The organism is Photobacterium sp. 270122K, assembly GCF_059941365.1.
In genome coordinates this window covers 1-16432 of the sequence record NZ_JBPOEN010000005.1, presented here as the reverse complement: position 1 = coordinate 16432, position 16432 = coordinate 1, and the positions used below count along the sequence as shown (strand labels likewise).

16 protein-coding genes are annotated in these 16432 nt (G+C 46.6%); 4 read left to right on the top strand and 12 right to left on the bottom strand.

The window, feature by feature from the left end:
- Positions 1-38 precede the first annotated feature (38 nt).
- Complete coding sequence (gene ttcA, locus ACSF8W_RS10650) at positions 39-968, bottom strand: tRNA 2-thiocytidine(32) synthetase TtcA (protein WP_500847323.1); 930 nt, start codon at positions 966-968, stop codon at positions 39-41.
- 441 nt (positions 969-1409) lie between these two features.
- On the opposite strand from ttcA, the gene ACSF8W_RS10645 reads away from it, so the two are divergent.
- A complete protein-coding gene (locus ACSF8W_RS10645) occupies positions 1410-1778 on the top strand; it encodes a hypothetical protein (RefSeq protein ID WP_500847322.1) in 369 nt (122 codons plus the stop codon).
- 159 nt (positions 1779-1937) lie between these two features.
- On the opposite strand, the gene uspE is transcribed toward ACSF8W_RS10645, so the two are convergent.
- The 10 genes from uspE to ccoN form a co-directional block, all read right to left on the bottom strand.
- A complete protein-coding gene (gene uspE, locus ACSF8W_RS10640) occupies positions 1938-2876 on the bottom strand; it encodes a universal stress protein UspE (protein WP_500847321.1) in 939 nt (312 codons plus the stop codon).
- A gap of 272 nt (positions 2877-3148) precedes the next feature.
- The gene (gene fnr, locus ACSF8W_RS10635) at positions 3149-3904 is read right to left on the bottom strand and encodes a fumarate/nitrate reduction transcriptional regulator Fnr (protein WP_036832058.1); all 756 of its coding nucleotides are present in this window, start codon (positions 3902-3904) and stop codon (positions 3149-3151) included.
- Between the two features lie 75 nt (positions 3905-3979).
- On the bottom strand, positions 3980-4657 hold the full coding sequence (locus ACSF8W_RS10630) for a sulfite exporter TauE/SafE family protein (RefSeq protein ID WP_500847320.1): 678 nt from the start codon (positions 4655-4657) through the stop codon (positions 3980-3982).
- Positions 4647-4895 (bottom strand): cbb3-type cytochrome oxidase assembly protein CcoS, encoded by a 249-nt coding sequence (gene ccoS / locus ACSF8W_RS10625; RefSeq protein ID WP_500847319.1) that lies wholly within the window; start codon positions 4893-4895, stop codon positions 4647-4649. Before ccoS ends, ACSF8W_RS10630 begins: the two co-directional genes overlap by 11 nt.
- Positions 4888-7296: a heavy metal translocating P-type ATPase gene (locus ACSF8W_RS10620; RefSeq protein WP_500847318.1), complete on the bottom strand. Its 2409-nt coding sequence runs from the start codon at positions 7294-7296 to the stop codon at positions 4888-4890. The genes ccoS and ACSF8W_RS10620 overlap by 8 nt, the downstream gene beginning before the upstream one ends.
- Positions 7293-7784 carry a FixH family protein gene (locus ACSF8W_RS10615; RefSeq protein ID WP_500847317.1) on the bottom strand — a complete coding sequence of 164 codons (492 nt, stop codon included), beginning with the start codon at positions 7782-7784 and terminating at the stop codon, positions 7293-7295. Before ACSF8W_RS10615 ends, ACSF8W_RS10620 begins: the two co-directional genes overlap by 4 nt.
- A gap of 127 nt (positions 7785-7911) precedes the next feature.
- A complete protein-coding gene (gene ccoP / locus ACSF8W_RS10610; protein WP_500847316.1) occupies positions 7912-8892 on the bottom strand; it encodes a cytochrome-c oxidase, cbb3-type subunit III in 981 nt (326 codons plus the stop codon).
- Positions 8889-9071, bottom strand: a complete 183-nt coding sequence (locus ACSF8W_RS10605; protein ID WP_428477462.1) for a cbb3-type cytochrome oxidase subunit 3 — start codon at positions 9069-9071, stop codon at positions 8889-8891. The genes ccoP and ACSF8W_RS10605 overlap by 4 nt, the downstream gene beginning before the upstream one ends.
- A 10-nt stretch (positions 9072-9081) precedes the next feature.
- Positions 9082-9693, bottom strand: a complete 612-nt coding sequence (gene ccoO / locus ACSF8W_RS10600; protein WP_500847315.1) for a cytochrome-c oxidase, cbb3-type subunit II — start codon at positions 9691-9693, stop codon at positions 9082-9084.
- 11 nt (positions 9694-9704) lie between these two features.
- Positions 9705-11132: a cytochrome-c oxidase, cbb3-type subunit I gene (ccoN, locus tag ACSF8W_RS10595; protein ID WP_500847314.1), complete on the bottom strand. Its 1428-nt coding sequence runs from the start codon at positions 11130-11132 to the stop codon at positions 9705-9707.
- A 232-nt stretch (positions 11133-11364) separates the two neighbouring features.
- On the opposite strand from ccoN, the gene ACSF8W_RS10590 reads away from it, so the two are divergent.
- Positions 11365-11850 carry a hypothetical protein gene (locus tag ACSF8W_RS10590; protein WP_500847313.1) on the top strand — a complete coding sequence of 162 codons (486 nt, stop codon included), beginning with the start codon at positions 11365-11367 and terminating at the stop codon, positions 11848-11850.
- A gap of 133 nt (positions 11851-11983) precedes the next feature.
- On the opposite strand, the gene ACSF8W_RS10585 is transcribed toward ACSF8W_RS10590, so the two are convergent.
- On the bottom strand, positions 11984-12715 hold the full coding sequence (locus tag ACSF8W_RS10585; protein ID WP_500847312.1) for an SDR family oxidoreductase: 732 nt from the start codon (positions 12713-12715) through the stop codon (positions 11984-11986).
- 163 nt (positions 12716-12878) lie between these two features.
- Here ACSF8W_RS10585 and ACSF8W_RS10580 point away from each other — a divergent pair, with 163 nt between their 5' ends.
- Both ACSF8W_RS10580 and ACSF8W_RS10575 read left to right on the top strand, forming a co-directional pair.
- Entirely contained in the window at positions 12879-14057 is a 1179-nt protein-coding gene (locus tag ACSF8W_RS10580; protein WP_500847311.1) for an FIST signal transduction protein, read from the top strand.
- A 3-nt stretch (positions 14058-14060) separates the two neighbouring features.
- Positions 14061-16148, top strand: coding sequence for a PAS domain-containing hybrid sensor histidine kinase/response regulator (locus ACSF8W_RS10575; RefSeq protein ID WP_500847310.1), 2088 nt, complete (start codon positions 14061-14063; stop codon positions 16146-16148).
- The last annotated feature ends 284 nt before the right edge of the window (positions 16149-16432 follow it).

Here is a 16432-nt window from a genome sequence, read left to right as displayed (position 1 = left end):
TGCGGCTCTTTGTATTTTAGGGGTTAGCGGGATACGGATCAGTTGATCTGAACGATATCCAATTGTTCGCCAGGAACAAATTCACCCACTTCGTCACTTGCCGCTGGAGCAACAGGGATCTCTTGCTTATCAAAAGCAATATCGCCGCCGTCAATTGCACCAGAATCTTTATCAATGCTCTTGAAATCAAACAGATTGAAGTCAGCAAGGTGAGAGGGCACAACGTTTTGCATTGCAGTGAACATCGTTTCGATACGGCCTGGGTGGCTTTTATCCCAACCGCGAAGCATTTCTTTAATCACTTGACGCTGTAGGTTCGGTTGAGAACCACATAGGTTACAAGGGATGATAGGGAAGTTCTGCATCTCGCTGAAACGTTCGATGTCCTTCTCGCGGCAGTATGCCAGCGGACGGATCACAACGTGCTCGCCATTGTCAGAAACCAACTTCGGTGGCATGCCTTTCATCTTGCCGCCGTAGAACATGTTTAGGAACAAGGTTTCTAGCATGTCGTCGCGGTGGTGACCCAGTGCAATTTTCGTTGCACCAAGTTCTTTCGCTGTACGGTACAAAATGCCACGACGAAGGCGTGAGCAAAGTGAACAGGTGGTTTTACCTTCAGGCACTTTCTCTTTAACAATTGAGTAAGTATCTTCGTTCACGATTTTGTATTGAATGCCCAGTGAATCAAGGTATTCAGGCAAAATGTGGTCAGGGAAGCCGGGTTGCTTTTGGTCAAGATTAACCGCAATTAGCTCAAAATTAACAGGTGCATTGCGCTGTAGGCTGCTCAGGATGTCTAGCATCGTGTAGCTGTCTTTACCGCCAGAAAGGCAAACCATAATGCGGTCGCCTTCTTCAATCATGTTGAAGTCTGCAATCGCGTTGCCGACATTACGGCGCAGTTTTTTCTGCAGCTTGTTAAAGTTGTACTGTTGCGCTTTGGTCAAATCTTGAGTATCGCTCATTCTCAATCTCTCTTTGAAAAACAGATCTTGCCGTGATGCGTGGTATCACCACATTCTGTTTGTTCAGAAATAAGGGACTTTTGCTACCGTGATAGATCCGGCAGAAAGTTAGTGGCGTGTATGATACGGATTAGCAACGTAGATGCTAGTATCTTTTGATATAAAACCACGAATTTAGATTAAAAAAGTAATATAGAGACACAGAGAGCGATGAGAGAAACCGTGATAAATACTCTGTCTATTGCCATCTCTCATCGCGCAAAGCGAGACAGCAGCGAGGGGCAATGGCTTGAGAGGGCTTGATGAATGTGACATGGTGTTAAAAATTGCATGACGTACACGGACAGAACATGAAATCCCTTCCATGAACACGCGTGGCTATTGGCATTGAAAAACAGATAGCTATAATCAACCTCAGTGAAATAAGGAGAGACGACACCCATGTTCCCATCAATGCCATCTTATTCCGGCACCGTATTGAAACCGGCGATCATTTTACTCTCCGCGCTGCTACTTTCCGGGTGTTCTGCTATGCAAGCAGAAGCTTTGGGCTTACGCAGCAGCAAGGTAACCAAAACGCCGCAGCAAATGAGCAATATGGAAATTTGTGACACGTATGCGTATGGACGTAAGGCGACACATACGCGTGCAGCCATTGCAAGCGAGTGGACCAAGCGCGGGATCAACCGTAAATATTGCGATAAAATCAAAAAGCAGTGGTACGTGACAACAACGGTAAAAGCCTTGGCGAACGCAGAAGAAAAACCGCGTAGTAAAAAAGTTCAGCCGGTGAAGTCTGTACAATTCTGATCGTGATGCGATAAAGCGTGATTAGCCGATGATGATTAAAAGAGAAGCCTCTAGTTAGAGGCTTTTTTCGTTATTGAAACGCTGTGGAGGTCGGCTTCTTCAATACATATTGTGCATGACGCGATATGTTACACACAGGTAACGTAACATAGCGGTGATTTACAAATTCGGACTTAATGGACTGATGTAACCTTCGGGTTTTAAGGCTAATAAGTCACAATTTAGGCTATCAATGGTGTGCTCAGCGGTGTTGCCAATGAAAATAGCAGATAGACCTGTACGTCCTGTTGTCCCTAGAATCACTAATCCCGCATCCAAATCTTCCGCTACTTGTGGAATGATGTCTTCCGGTAACCCTTCCAACACATGCGTTTGTTCTTCGGGTAAACCGTGTTGATGACGTAATGCTTTCATGGACTTCAAATGGTGCCCACGAACAGCATCGGTATACGATGCTGGGTCAAACTCTGGCAATTCAATGGTGATATTCACCGGTGTGGCAGGGTACGCGTTAACAAGGTGCACTTCTGCGCCGAGCAGCTCTGCCATGTCTTTCGCTTCATCCACAATAGAATTATTTAATTGTTCGTGCGTTTCATCATCAGCAGCAAGGTTAACACTTGCCAGCACCTTGCCGTTAGCAGGCCAAGAGTGGGCTTTCACCATCAATACCGGGCACGGACATTTGCGCAGAAGGTGCCAATCGGTAGGTGTGAAAATAACAGAACCAATTTTGTCATGGTCATGTGTTGCTTTGATGAGCAGATCATGATGCTTGCTGAAGACTTCTGCGATAGCCGCTTCGTAAGGGCGGTTATGCCAAACGACGGTGATCTCAATTTCGATCCCATCATCCACATACGGGCGAATAATATCTTTAATCCATTCTTCGCGCTGCATCACCACACCACGGCGCATCGCTTGGCGCTCGTCGGCGGATAGCATGGAGGTCATCTCGTAGGAGAAATCATAAATCGCCAGGAAAATGGTGATGGTGACATCATCAGACACGCGTGCGATTTGAACAGCACGTGATAGTGCGGGTTGCTTGTCTTGCGCTGGATCAGCGACGACGAGAATATTCTTATACTTGGTCATAATTGCCCCCTTACACAAACAGTGTTGGCACAGTAAACCGCTTCTCTTTCTCGTACTTTACTCTTAGGTTTTCTTTGGTAAGAGTTCAGAAGGGCTTCAGTAAATCAACACGTTAACATCGCTACGGCGTGTTAAATACTATCGATTCAATAGTTATAACATTAACGCATAATGTAACGTCAGGGGAGGGGTTTTGTTCTTTAAATTCAAAAAAAGTGATATAGCTCAAGGCATATACCACTTTTTTAGAAGATACTTCGATGCATCAACGGTTAGGCGATAGTGTTTTTATTTACACCAGCCAGTTTTGCAAGTTCTTCATGATCAAGGATTGTGATGTACTTTCCTTTTACGCTTAACATCTCTGACTTTTGGAAACGGCCCAATAAACGACTGATCGTTTCAACCGTTAAGCCAAGGTAGTTGCCGATGTCACCACGCGTCATCGTTAAGCGAAATTCTCTCGGCGAGAAGCCACGCTGAGAAAAACGCAGAGAAAGATTATAAAGGAACGCCGCTAAACGCTCTTCTGCATTCTTTTTAGAAAGCAGCAGGATCATTTCTTGGTCACCCTTAATTTCGTTGCTCATCAGACGCATGATTTGCTGACGTAGCTTTGGCATTTTCCCTGACAGATCATCGAGAATTTCAAAAGGGATCTCACACACCATTGACGTTTCAAGAGACTGAGCGAAACTTGGATGCATCATTTCGTTGATGGCATCGAAGCCCACAAGATCCCCAGCAAGGTGGAAGGCAGTAATTTGCTCATCACCTTGTTCCGTAATGGTGTAGCTTTTAATGGTGCCTGAACGGATCGCGTACAGTGATTTTAGCTCATCACCGGCTTTAAAAAGCTCTTGTCCTTTTTGGATTGGCTTTTTACGTTCAATAATTTGATCCAGTTGATCTAACTCAGACTCATTTAACGTAAATGGAATACACAACTGACTGATACTGCAATCCTGACAATGGATCGCACACCCGCCAGATTGGATACGTTTGGTTGTAAGTTTGTCTGAAATCATAAGCCTGTCTAACCAATTTGATGTAGGTCAATATTTTAACATAATATGAATCATTATGACGAGTATTAAAAATGACTACATTATTTGTTTGATTGCGATATAACCAGTATGAACCCCATAGGCCAGTAACAGCAAGGCACTCGCACGCTTTAGGTAAAGGTTGCGCAACCATTTTTGCAGTTGTTGTGCCATGCTACCGACCGCAATCATCGCCGGTAAGGTACCCAAGCCGAACGCCAACATCACACCCGCACCCGCGACGGCACTGCCGGATACGGCCGACCATGTCAGTGTTGAATACACTAAACCACACGGCAGCCATCCCCAAAGTGCCCCGAAGGGTAACGCCGCAAATGGCGACCGCAGTGGCAGCAATGATTGTGCAGCGGGTGATAATCGGCGCCATAACCCTTGGCCCAAGCGTTCAATGTGACTGATCCCTTGCCACCATTGGCCAATATACAATGCCAATACTATCATCATCACCGCCGCCACTAATCGCAGTGCCACCAGTGATGACGTGTATCCACCGTAGTTTGCAACGCCTGCAAATGCACCACCAATCAGGGCGCCGGCAATCATGTAAGAGAACAGGCGACCGGCATTATAACAAAGCAAATAGGGCCAACGCCGTGTTTGCTGATCGCCGGGCATGCCCAATGTGACAGCCGCTGCGACACCGCCACACATACCCAAACAATGACCCGCGCCCATTAGGCCAATCACAAACGCGGCGTAGAAATCAACGTTCATGGGGGCCGATGCCTGTTGTTCGACGCTCGGCTGAGTGATCGGATGTATGCTCTGCTGTTGAAGAAAACGGCGTTTTTGTTGATGCACCCGGTTGAGATTCATTTTCATCAAACAGAATGTCATAGCCTTGGCGTTCAAGATCTTCGAACTGTTCAGAGCGAACCGCCCATAGGAAGATGCCGACCGCAATGCAGACAAAAATGATCGCAATAGGTATTAATAAGTAAAGACTAGACATTATCTTTTAATAACCTTAAAGAATTTGACACAACAATGATCGAGCTTCCCGACATACCGACCACGGCGATATAAGGTGCCACAAAGCCCGCGACGGCTAAGGGAAGGATGATCAAATTATAACCCAGAGACCATGCCAGATTCTCTCGAATGATTTTACGGGTTTTCAGTGCGAGTTTTCTTGCCTGTAGAATACGAGAAAGATGATCGCCCAACAGCACCATGTCGGCGGAAGATTTCGCGACATCGGTACCACCGCCCATCGCGACGGACAAGTGGGCACCGGCGAGTACTGGCGCATCATTGACGCCATCTCCAATCATTAGGGCGATTTTTTCTTTCGGTAATCCACGTAAATAAGCCAGTTTGCCTTCAGGTGACGCGCCTGCAACTAATTCGTTCACGCCCAACGCGTTGGCGACGGTATTGGCGGACGAGGAATGATCACCCGTCAACATGGTGACATCAATACCTGCGGCTTGAAATTGCTGGATAAGCTCTGCACTGTCATCACGAATAGGGTCATCCAATAAAAACGCAGCGACAAGTTGGTGATCGCAACTCAGCCATACTTGATAACGTTCATCACAGTCTAAAAGTTGTTGTTCGCGATGCGGGTGTTCCGCTAACACGAAGTCGGCTTTGCCGATCCGCCATTCCTGTCCATTTCGCCAGCCCTTTAAGCCACTGCCGATGATGTTTTCTACGCTTTCAAATTGAAAATCAGTGTGTCTAAACGGACTGAACGCACGGGCAATGGGGTGGTTGGCAAAGCGCTCCAGTTCCGCGGCGGTGGCCAGCATATCTTCACGTTTCCATCTAGGCGCAGCTTGTGTGTCGACAAGGTGGGTCTCCATGAGCCGCACGTTGCCTTCGGTTAATGTGCCCGTTTTATCAATCACCAATTGGTTCACGTTACACAGAGTTTCAAGCACATGCCCACGGCGTAGCAGAATGCCCAATCGGCCGAGGCTAGAGGTGGAACAAGTCAGTGCAGTGGGTGTCGCTAATGAAAGGGCACACGGGCAAGTTGCCACTAAGACTGCCAAGGTGATCCAAAGGGCATCCTCTGGACGATGTTGATACCAGTACAACCAGGTACAGGCAGAGATAACAAGAATGGCAGCCACAAAGTAGCGCGCCACAATGTCAGCAATCTCAGCCACTTTGGGTTTTGAGCTTTGGGCTTCATCTTGCAGGCGCACAATGTTGGAGATCAATGAATGATTGCGATCATGTGTGACTTTTAAGGTAATGTTGCCGTCGCCATTGATGGTACCGGCAAAAACACGATCCCCTTCAATCCGTGCAACAGGCATTGGTTCACCAGTCAGCATGGATTCATCGACAGCCGTTTGACCTTGTAGGATCTCGCCATCTGCGGGCAAGCTCTCGCCGGGTAAAACCGTGACAACGTCACCTGCTTTTAATGTCTTTGCCGCAACCTGTGAGCCGTCAGCAAGGGTTGCCATTGCCGGCACCAGTTTTAACAAATTAGCACTGGCGGCCGCGGCTTGGCGTCTTGCGCGCATTTCCAAAAATCGCCCCAAGAGAAGGAAGAAGGTGAACATGGAAATGGATTCAAAAAACACTTCGCCTTTTTCCATCACGGTGGCATATAGGCTGGCAATATAGGCGAACAGGAGAGCAATCGAAACGGGCACATCCATACCCAGGGTGCGTGCACGTAAGTTACGCCATGCATTCAGGTAAAACGGCAATGCGGAGTAAAGCAGCACAGGCGTAGCAAAAATCAAACTGACCCAACGTAGGTAGTTTTTGAATTCAGCATCGAGATCGCCAAAAATTTCGAAATATAACGCCACAGCCAGCATCATGACCTGCATGGTGGCAATACCCGCTATCCCTAATCGATACAGATAGTTTTTCATGGTGCGGTGGTATTGCTGCTCTTGCGCATCGGCTTCAAACGGTGCGGCTTTATAGCCTAAACGGTGGATCACACTGAGTAAGTGACTCAATTTCGTCTGTTCAGGATCCCACACTAACAAGGCGCGATGTGTGGTGGTATTAACGCGGATCGTCACGACGCCCGCTTCACGCTTGAGCTGTTTTTCAATCAGCCACGCACAAGCGGCACAAGAGACTCCGTCTAAAGAGAGAGAGGCTTCTTTGTGATCTGCATTATCGCGAACAAACTCTTGCTGAATTTCTTCGTGATCGTAGAGCAGTAGAGATTGAAGTTGTTGCGGGACTAAATCGGCTTTTTCCGCGGGGGCGGTACGAAATTCATAATAAGAGGTGAGGCCGCTGGCAACGATGGTCTGTGCGACCGCTTCACAGCCAGGGCAACACATGTCGCGTTGATGGCCGAGGATTTCTACTTGGTGATGGTAATCCTGAGGAACAGGATCACCACAGTGATAACAGTCTTTTGTCATTCCTTACTCTGCCCGTACAACGAAATCGGGGAGGATGTCGGCAGGTTTACACGACCTTGCAACATCCAGTCGCCATTAAAGGGTTCTACTTCGACAAACCATGGACCGGCTAATTGGTTTGTGGATGCAAAGCGATAATTACCTGAAAGATCGGCACTCATCATTTGGGTGAAATCTTTATCAGGCAATGTGCGGTGAGTGAACGTCACGCGTAAATTAGGGTAGGTGGTCAACTCCCCTTTATTGAACATGATGGCGATATCGTTATCTTGCACTGAAACCTTCGCTTTCAGTTGCAATGCATCTGCCACCCTAAGACGAGAGAGGTCTAAGTTGATGGCCTTGCCTTTTTTGTAATAGTCCTCGGCAACGAGGTCAACGTGGTTTTGAGAGAAAATATAGACAGCCGTTAAGCTGTAACAGATTGATGTTGCAGGGATGGCAAAAACGAACCAAGGCCAAAACTGCTTATACCATGGCTTACCCATATTGATTACCCTTGAAGCGGTGAGGAAACTGCCCCCGATGAACAGGGGCAGGTATTATGTCTCAGCCTACACAATGACGTTGTGACTGAGTGCGCGTTGAACGCATCGTGTTTTGTTGCGAGTGAGGCTATTTGTTGGTGTCGTTGCTGAGGCTCCAAACATAGGCGGAGATAACTTGGATTTTCTCTTCACCCAAAATATCTTTCCATGCGGGCATAACGCCTTGGCGACCATTGATAATGGTGGATTCAACAGCACTGCGCGAACCGCCGTATAACCATGTGTTATCGGTAAGATCCGGCGCACCGAAGGCAGGGTTTCCTTTACCATCGGTTCCGTGACAAGCTGCACACACAACAAACTTTTGCTTACCGGCAGCAGCTTCTTTAGCATTCACTTTTCGACCCGACATGCTCAGTACATAGCTTGTCACTTCCGTCACACCGTCAGCACCCAGCGAATCAATCCATGCAGGCATAACACCCACACGACCTTCCATGATGGTGGTCTTGATTGATTCAGCTTCACCGCCGTACAACCAGCCGCCGTCGGTTAGGTTAGGGTAGCCAAGTTGGCCGCGCGCATCAGAAGCATGGCATTGCGCGCAGTTCTGCAAGAACAGGCGTTGACCGACTTTCAGTGCTTCTTCATCTTGCGCGATGTCAGTGATAGGGCGAAGGTTGTTTCCCGAGGCATCGTAGGCAATACGTTTGAAGGTTTCACCAAACTCCGCATTCGCTTCATCCAACTCACGGGCATACTGATCCAGACGCTTTTCACTGTGCGCATTCGCAATAGAGGCATTCGACTCTTGCAATGAACGCACGGTTTGATCTGAACTCTGCCAGCCAAGTACACCTTTAAAGTTGCCAAGACCGGGGAAAAGTACAAGGTAAACCACACTGAAAATAAGGGTGCCCCAAAACATGTAGGACCACCATTTCGGTAGTGGGTTGTTAATTTCACGAATACCGTCGTATTCGTGTCCCATATCTTCACCTTCTGCGACACCCATGGTGTCACGACTACACCAAACCAACAGGGCGGCAACACCGATCAACGTCGCAATAGTGATGATTGATATCCATAGACTCCAAAACGTAGTCATGCTTCCTTGCTCCTGTCGTTTTCTCTGGTTGCCACATCGTTGTCTTCATCGGCAAACACCAAATTAGCCGCCTCTTCAAAACGGGATGTCTGACGCTTACTGTATGCCCAAACGACAATACCGATAAAACTGCTGAACAACACAACCGTCCAAATGCTATGAATAGTGCCAATATCCATTGGGATCTCCTTATTTCATTGCATGGCCGAGTGACTGTAGGTATGCAATAAGTGCATCCATTTCAGTCTTGCCTTTCACTGCTTCGCCGGCATTCGCCACTTGTTCATCGGTGTATGGCACACCAAATTGATTCTTAAAGATGGCGAGTTTCTTAGACGTTAATTCACCGTCAAGCACGTTCTCTTCTAACCAAGGAAAGCCCGGCATGTTCGATTCAGGTACAACGGCGCGAGGATCACGTAGGTGAACGCGGTGCCAGTCATCAGAATAACGACCGCCAACACGGGCCAAATCAGGCCCTGTACGTTTCGAGCCCCACAAGAATGGATGCTCCCAAACACTCTCACCCGCAAGTGAGTAGTGGCCATAACGCTCTGTTTCAGAACGGAATGGGCGGATCATCTGGCTATGACAGACATTACAGCCTTCACGGATGTAAATATCACGGCCTTCCATTTCTAGCGCGGTATAAGGGCGAAGGTTATCAACCGGTTCGGTTGTTTGGTCTTGATACAACAGTGGGGTAATTTCAACCAGCGCACCAAAGCTGATTGCAACGACAATCAGGATGGCTAAAAGGCCGACATTTTTTTCTACAATTTCATGACGATTATTTGCCATTGTCGGACTCCTTATGCCGGTTGCTCAGTAAGTTTTAGACTTTCTTTCGGTGCAGCAATGGTCTTATAGGCGTTATACGCCAGCAAGAACATGCCAGAAAGGAAGATCAAACCACCAATAAAGCGGACAATATAGAACGGGTAAGACGCCTGCAGTGATTCAACAAAGCTGTAGGTTAACGTGCCGTCGGTATTGACTGCGCGCCACATCAGGCCTTGCATCACACCCGAAATCCACATCGCAACGATATACAGTACGGTACCGATTGTCGCTAACCAGAAGTGAACGTTGATTAAGCGAATAGAGTACATGCGTTCTTGACCGAACAATTTCGGAATCAAGTGGTAGATCGCACCGATGGAAACCATCGCAACCCAACCTAACGCACCCGAGTGTACGTGACCGATGGTCCAGTCCGTGTAGTGAGAAAGAGCGTTAACCGTTTTGATTGCCATCATCGGTCCTTCAAAGGTCGACATGCCGTAGAACGACAAGGACACTACAAGGAAACGAAGAATAGGGTCGTAACGCAATTTATGCCATGCACCGGATAAGGTCATGATACCGTTGATCATACCGCCCCAAGAGGGAGCGAATAATACCAATGACATCACCATGCCAAGTGACTGCGTCCAATCAGGCAGTGCGGTGTAATGAAGGTGGTGAGGACCGGCCCAGATGTAGAGAGAAATGAGTGCCCAGAAATGGACAATCGATAGACGGTATGAGTACACCGGGCGACCTGCTTGCTTAGGGACGAAGTAATACATCATCCCTAAGAAGCCTGCGGTTAGAAGGAAACCGACAGCATTGTGTCCGTACCACCACTGCACCATAGCATCCACCGCACCGGAATAAGCCGAGTACGACTTACCCATAGATACCGGGACGGCTAAACTGTTCACAATATGAAGTACAGCGACCGTTAAAATGAAGGCACCAAAGAACCAGTTTGCAACATAAATGTGCGATGTGTTTCTTTTTATCATGGTACCGAAAAAGACGATGGCATAGGCAACCCAGACAACAGCAATGGCGATATCAATCGGCCACTCCAGTTCTGCGTATTCTTTGCCCGAAGTCCAACCCATCGGCAATGAAATTGCGGCGGATAGGATGATGGCTTGCCAACCCCAGAAGGTAAACGACGCTAATTTGCCACCAAACAACCTGGCTTGACAGGTACGCTGTACTACGTAATAAGACGTAGCAAATAACGCACTCGTACCGAAGGCGAAAATCACTGCATTGGTATGCAGGGGACGCAAACGGCTGTATGTCAACCAAGGGGTGTCAAAGTTAAGTGCCGGCCACACCAGCTGAGCGGCAATTAATACACCAACGCCCATTCCAACAATTCCCCAAAGTATGGTCACTAAGGTGAATTGGCGAACGACCGTATAGTTGTAGTTTTGTTCAAGCTGCTTTACTTGGCTCATGTTGCTGCTTCCAATTTATTTGTCAACTACACTCTCTTTCCTTGTGCGAACAACAAGTTGTCGCAATGCCACCCAAAGCTTATGAAATTGTTGCAACGATTTTTCTCACCGCTCAGCAATTACATTGCTATTTTGTTGTAAAAGTGGCATTTTCAACGACATATACTATATGTTTTGGCATATGAATGACAGGGTCAAGCCCACACATTGTTTACGGTTAAGCAACATTTATGTGAAAAATTTGACCTCTGTAACACGGGAAGCACAAAAAAACATGGCTGCAGAAAAGCTCACTAAAGGGCGTTTTATTCAAATTCTCTTCTTAATGGCGGTACTTATTACCGCATTTGTATGGAGAACAATCACCTATAAAGAGGAATCAACCACAGATTCCAGTACCTTTACATGCTTGTTAACTGCAGATAGTTGTATAGATCAGACGGGAAAAAAGCGTGAAAATATCTCTCTTTCACCGCTGCCTGCGACGGCAAATACAGCACTTGTCCTACAAGTTGATAACACAGATGTTAAACCGAGTGCGGTTGTCGAAGGCGTGTCGATGTTCATGGGCACGATCCCGGTCACTTTCGAGCAGACGTCAACAGGTTGGAAAGGCACATTTACTGTGCCAGAGTGCACACATTCACAGATGCAGTGGGGGGTAAATATCACTCAAGGCGACGAGGTGATTATTGCAAAGTTCACCGTTGAAAAATAAATAAAATGAATGTGTTAAATTAACTCATTGTGATTTGTAGGGGTTTAATGTCTAAACCCCTTTTTTTGTGGTGTAAATGCGAGATTATTCCTGTGAGTACAGCTTTTTTCGCATGCCTTTCCGTAATATATTGCTATTCGCGATAGATCATCTTCGTTGTCATACCGCCGTCTACCACAAAATTTTGCCCGGTAATAAAACCCGCTTCTTCAGAAATTAAGTATTTAACTAATGACGCAATGTCATCAGGCGCACCGACGCGACCCACGGAATGCTGCTGATGATCAACATCACGTAGCGGTTCATCGGCCACATCAATCCAGCCGGGCGAGATACAATTTACCCGTACATCTGGCCCTAAACTGACCGCCATCGAATGCGTGAGTGCAACAATCCCGCCTTTTGAAGCGCTGTAGGCTTCTGTATTCGGTTCAGATTGCAATGCACGCGTCGAACTCATGTTCACGATCGATCCTCTTTGCTTACGCAAATGAGGTAAGCTGTATTTTGTGACGAGCATTGGCGCGGTTAGATTAACCGCGATGACTTTTTGCCAATAGGCGATATCCAACGTTTCCAAGGGGGCATTGTAAGGGTCAGCAATCGCCGCATTGTTAATCACACTGTCGAGTCGACCGTGATGCTTAATCACACTCTCAATGAGTGTCTCTACCTCTGATTCTACTGAGACATCGACGTGTTTAAATCGGATTAATGGGTTCTCTGTGACAAGGTGTTCACCTGCATCTTTATTCAGATCGGCAACGATGACGGTCATGGTTTTAGAGAGGGTATTTGCAATCCCTTTTCCTATGCCATTGGCTCCGCCGGTAATCAATACAACGTGCTTTGTTATCGCTTCCATATTGCGCTCATCAATGTTGTGTAAACTCGTTTGGTAAACTGTCATTAACGTACTTTTCGCTAATAACTTTAATGATATATAGCAAAAAACGTTTAGACAGTTCTGAACTCATAACAAAAAACGACTATGATGATGGAAAATATAAACAAAACATATTGTTCCAATGGATATAGCCACAAGCTTTTCATCAAACTCATCATCATCTGGCGCGATTGCACAGGCGATTGCTTTGCTACAGCAAAAAATCACTAACCCAAAATTGATCTTGGTGTATTTCTCCGAGAACTATGAGGTTGATACCTTCCAGCAGGCGCTCACGGCCGCGTTTCCTTACTCGCAAATTCTCGGATGCACCTCATGCCAAGGTGTGATGACAGATGACGGTTATCATTTTGGTACAGGGGTCGCTTTGTGGGCGATCTCTGATTATAACGGGGCTTATGGCAGCGCCATCGTTTCCAGCCATCGCCCTAAATATGAGATGGCCAAACAAGCGTTATTAAAAGCGATTGCCAATAGCGGCCGTTCTGGCGAGTTACCTTCATTGATCGTTTTGCATGCCAGTCCAGGGGATGAAGAAGAGGTGATCCGAGGCATTAATGATGAATTAGGCATCTCTGTACCCATCATTGGTGGCAGTGCGGCGGATGATTATATTCTTGGCAATTGGCAGATTTTCACCCATGAACAAACGTGTCAGGAAGGCGTGGGGCTAAGTGTTATATATCCGTCATGTTTGGTTAGTTATTCATTTCACTCAGGATACGCAAGCACTGGATTACATGCTGTTGCAACACGGGTTGAGGGCAGAGAACTGCTGGAACTAGATGGTCGCCCAGCGATAGAAGTCTATGAAGAGTGGATGAATACGCGTCTTAGCCAAGGGGTCAATTTAGCCAAAAGCAGCAGTTTACACCCGCTTGGTCGGGTTGTGGGTCATGTTCACGACATGCCATATTTCAAACTGGCACACCCAAGAGAGATCACGCAACGTGGTGGTATCAAGCTTTTCGCCCGCATTAATAAAGGTGAGAGCCTTTATTTTATGAAGGGAACGGATGAACGTTTGATCACGCGAGCGGGTCGGGTAGTGGATGCCGCTTGTAACATTTATTCAGAAGATAGCCAGTTAGAACCGATTGGCGGCATTACTATTTATTGCGCCGGATGTATGTTGCGTGTGCAAGATCGCATGCATGAAGTGGCTGGCCATGTGAACGATGCAATGCACAACGCCCCGTTTGTTGGCCCGTTCACATTTGGTGAGCAAGGACAGTTTGAAGGCGGTGAGAATGCACATGGTAATTTAATGATCTCTGCCGTTTTGTTCCATAAGGATTAAGTCATGGCGAACTATGAATCTGAAAAACTTCAAGAAACCTTGCTTGATCTTATGCGGACGAAAGAACGCGAAAAACAACTGCGTGATGAAAACACCGCCATTCTTGCGGGCATGGCCGCAATGGCGGGCGCAAACACAAAACGACAAGTATTCAATAGTTTACTCTCAGTTCTTCGCAAATATATTGGGTTTGAACATGCGTTAGTATTAACGCGTGAAGATGAAACTGCACCGTTACAAGAGTTAGTCACCACATGCCGTTTCTTTGAATCAAGCGTATGGCCGATCGGAAGTACATTTATCCGTTCGATGCACGGGGAAAGTATCGCACTGTTTGACCCTAAACAGGTTTCTGAATTTAAAACATTGCCTAATGAACAATTGGAACATTGCCAATCAGTGTTATTAACGGGGGTGAAGGTCAGTTCAGGCGATGCGTTATTGTTATTTTTCCATTCAGAGAAAGGACAGTTTTCACCAAATTGTCGCCGAGTGTTAGAACGTTTTCGACCGTTACTTGAACGCGCCATCATCGATATTGATTACCGCGAGCGTTTACAATCGCTTGTGACGATCCGAACACAAGAGCTTACGCACAGTCAGCAGCGCTTTAAAGATTTTGCGAGAACGGTCGGGGATTGGTTTTGGGAAGTTGATCCTGATTACCGCTTTACCTACATTTCATCACCACATTTAGCCAATCATGTGATTGATACACATAGCATACTGAATATTTTTCCTGACCAACCAGAATTTGCAGCATTGCTCGAAAACGTGTTGTCTCAGCGAACAACGTTTGAAGACTTCGAATGGCAGCTACCCAAAAGTGAAGGCGGGTTATGGATCAACTTCAGTGGCACGCCATATTTTAATAAACATGGCGAACTCCTTGGGTTTCGTGGCACAGCCAAAGACATCACGTACCGAAAGAAACGTCTGGAAGAATTGCAAGAAGCACGCAAGCAAGCGGAAACCGCGAATAAAGCGAAATCAGAATTTCTTGCGATGATGAGCCATGAAATTCGCACACCGTTAAATGCCGTCTTGGGCTTGATGGACATACTGGCTGATTCCGGATTGGATCAACAACAAAGCACGTGGGTGAACCAGATGGATCAGTCTGCACAATTGCTGTTGACCATCATTAATGACATTCTTGATTTATCACGTATAGAGTCAGGAAATTTCGAATTGTTCAATGCCGAGATGGCGTTATCAAGCAGTTTGGATTTAGTGGTAACTCAATTAAAAGAACAAGCGAACAGAAAGCATATCCAACTTGAAACAGTGGTGAGTGCCTCGGTGCCCGAAACCATCATGGGTGATAAAAACCGAATGTCTCAAGTGTTGTTCAATCTTGTGGGTAACGCGATTAAGTTCACCCATGAAGGCAGCGTGCATGTGGATGTCGATGTCGTCAAAAACAACTTACACATTGCAATTACGGATACTGGCATTGGGATTTCGCCGGAAGCACAAAAAACATTATTCAATCCGTTTATACAAGCCGATGGCAGCATTACACGACAATTTGGCGGCACCGGTTTGGGGTTAGCCATTAGCCAACACTTAATTAAAAAAATGGGTGGACGCATATTGCTGAAAAGTCAGTTGGGTGTGGGAAGCTGCTTTACTGTGATAATTCCGATCATTGAAGCGAAGCCTCTAGATATTCAACCTGATGAACAACCACAGTGTGTGTTGAATAGCACGCCGATGAACATCTTGGTGGCGGAAGACAGCCCGACAAATCAATTAGTGGCCAAGCTCATGCTGGAAAAACGTGGGCATCAGGTGAGAATTGCCAGCAATGGGCATGAGGTTATTGAAATGGCCAATCAACATCTTGGCGAGTTTGATTTGATCTTCATGGATATCTCGATGCCGGGCATGGACGGTATCTCAGCCACAAAAGCGTTACGCGCCAGCGGTGTGAGTTTGCCAATCATTGCGTTGACCGCGAACGTTATGAAGTCAGATCAAGAGGAATACTTCAATGTGGGCATGAACGGTTTCTTGGCCAAGCCGATCTTGGCCAAAGAACTCGACAACATTCTGAGTCAATTTAGGATAGCGACAAACACGCACTGAGTTCGAGTGTCAGATCAAAAGACATAAGGCTTGGTGATACCAAGCCTTGTAATTAACACCATGTTTTGAAGTACTAGGCAAACTGACCATTTGCCGAAGGACTTAAAAATAGGTGTTAATTACCTATTTTATGGTAAATAGCCAATACTGTTAAATACAATAATAATGCCGATGTCCTGGCAGAGAGTGAGGGAGAGCAATGGCAAGTGGATTTCATCAACTGCCTGTTATTTATGGATTTAGCACACCTTATTTAACATAATATACATAATACGCACTGAGGT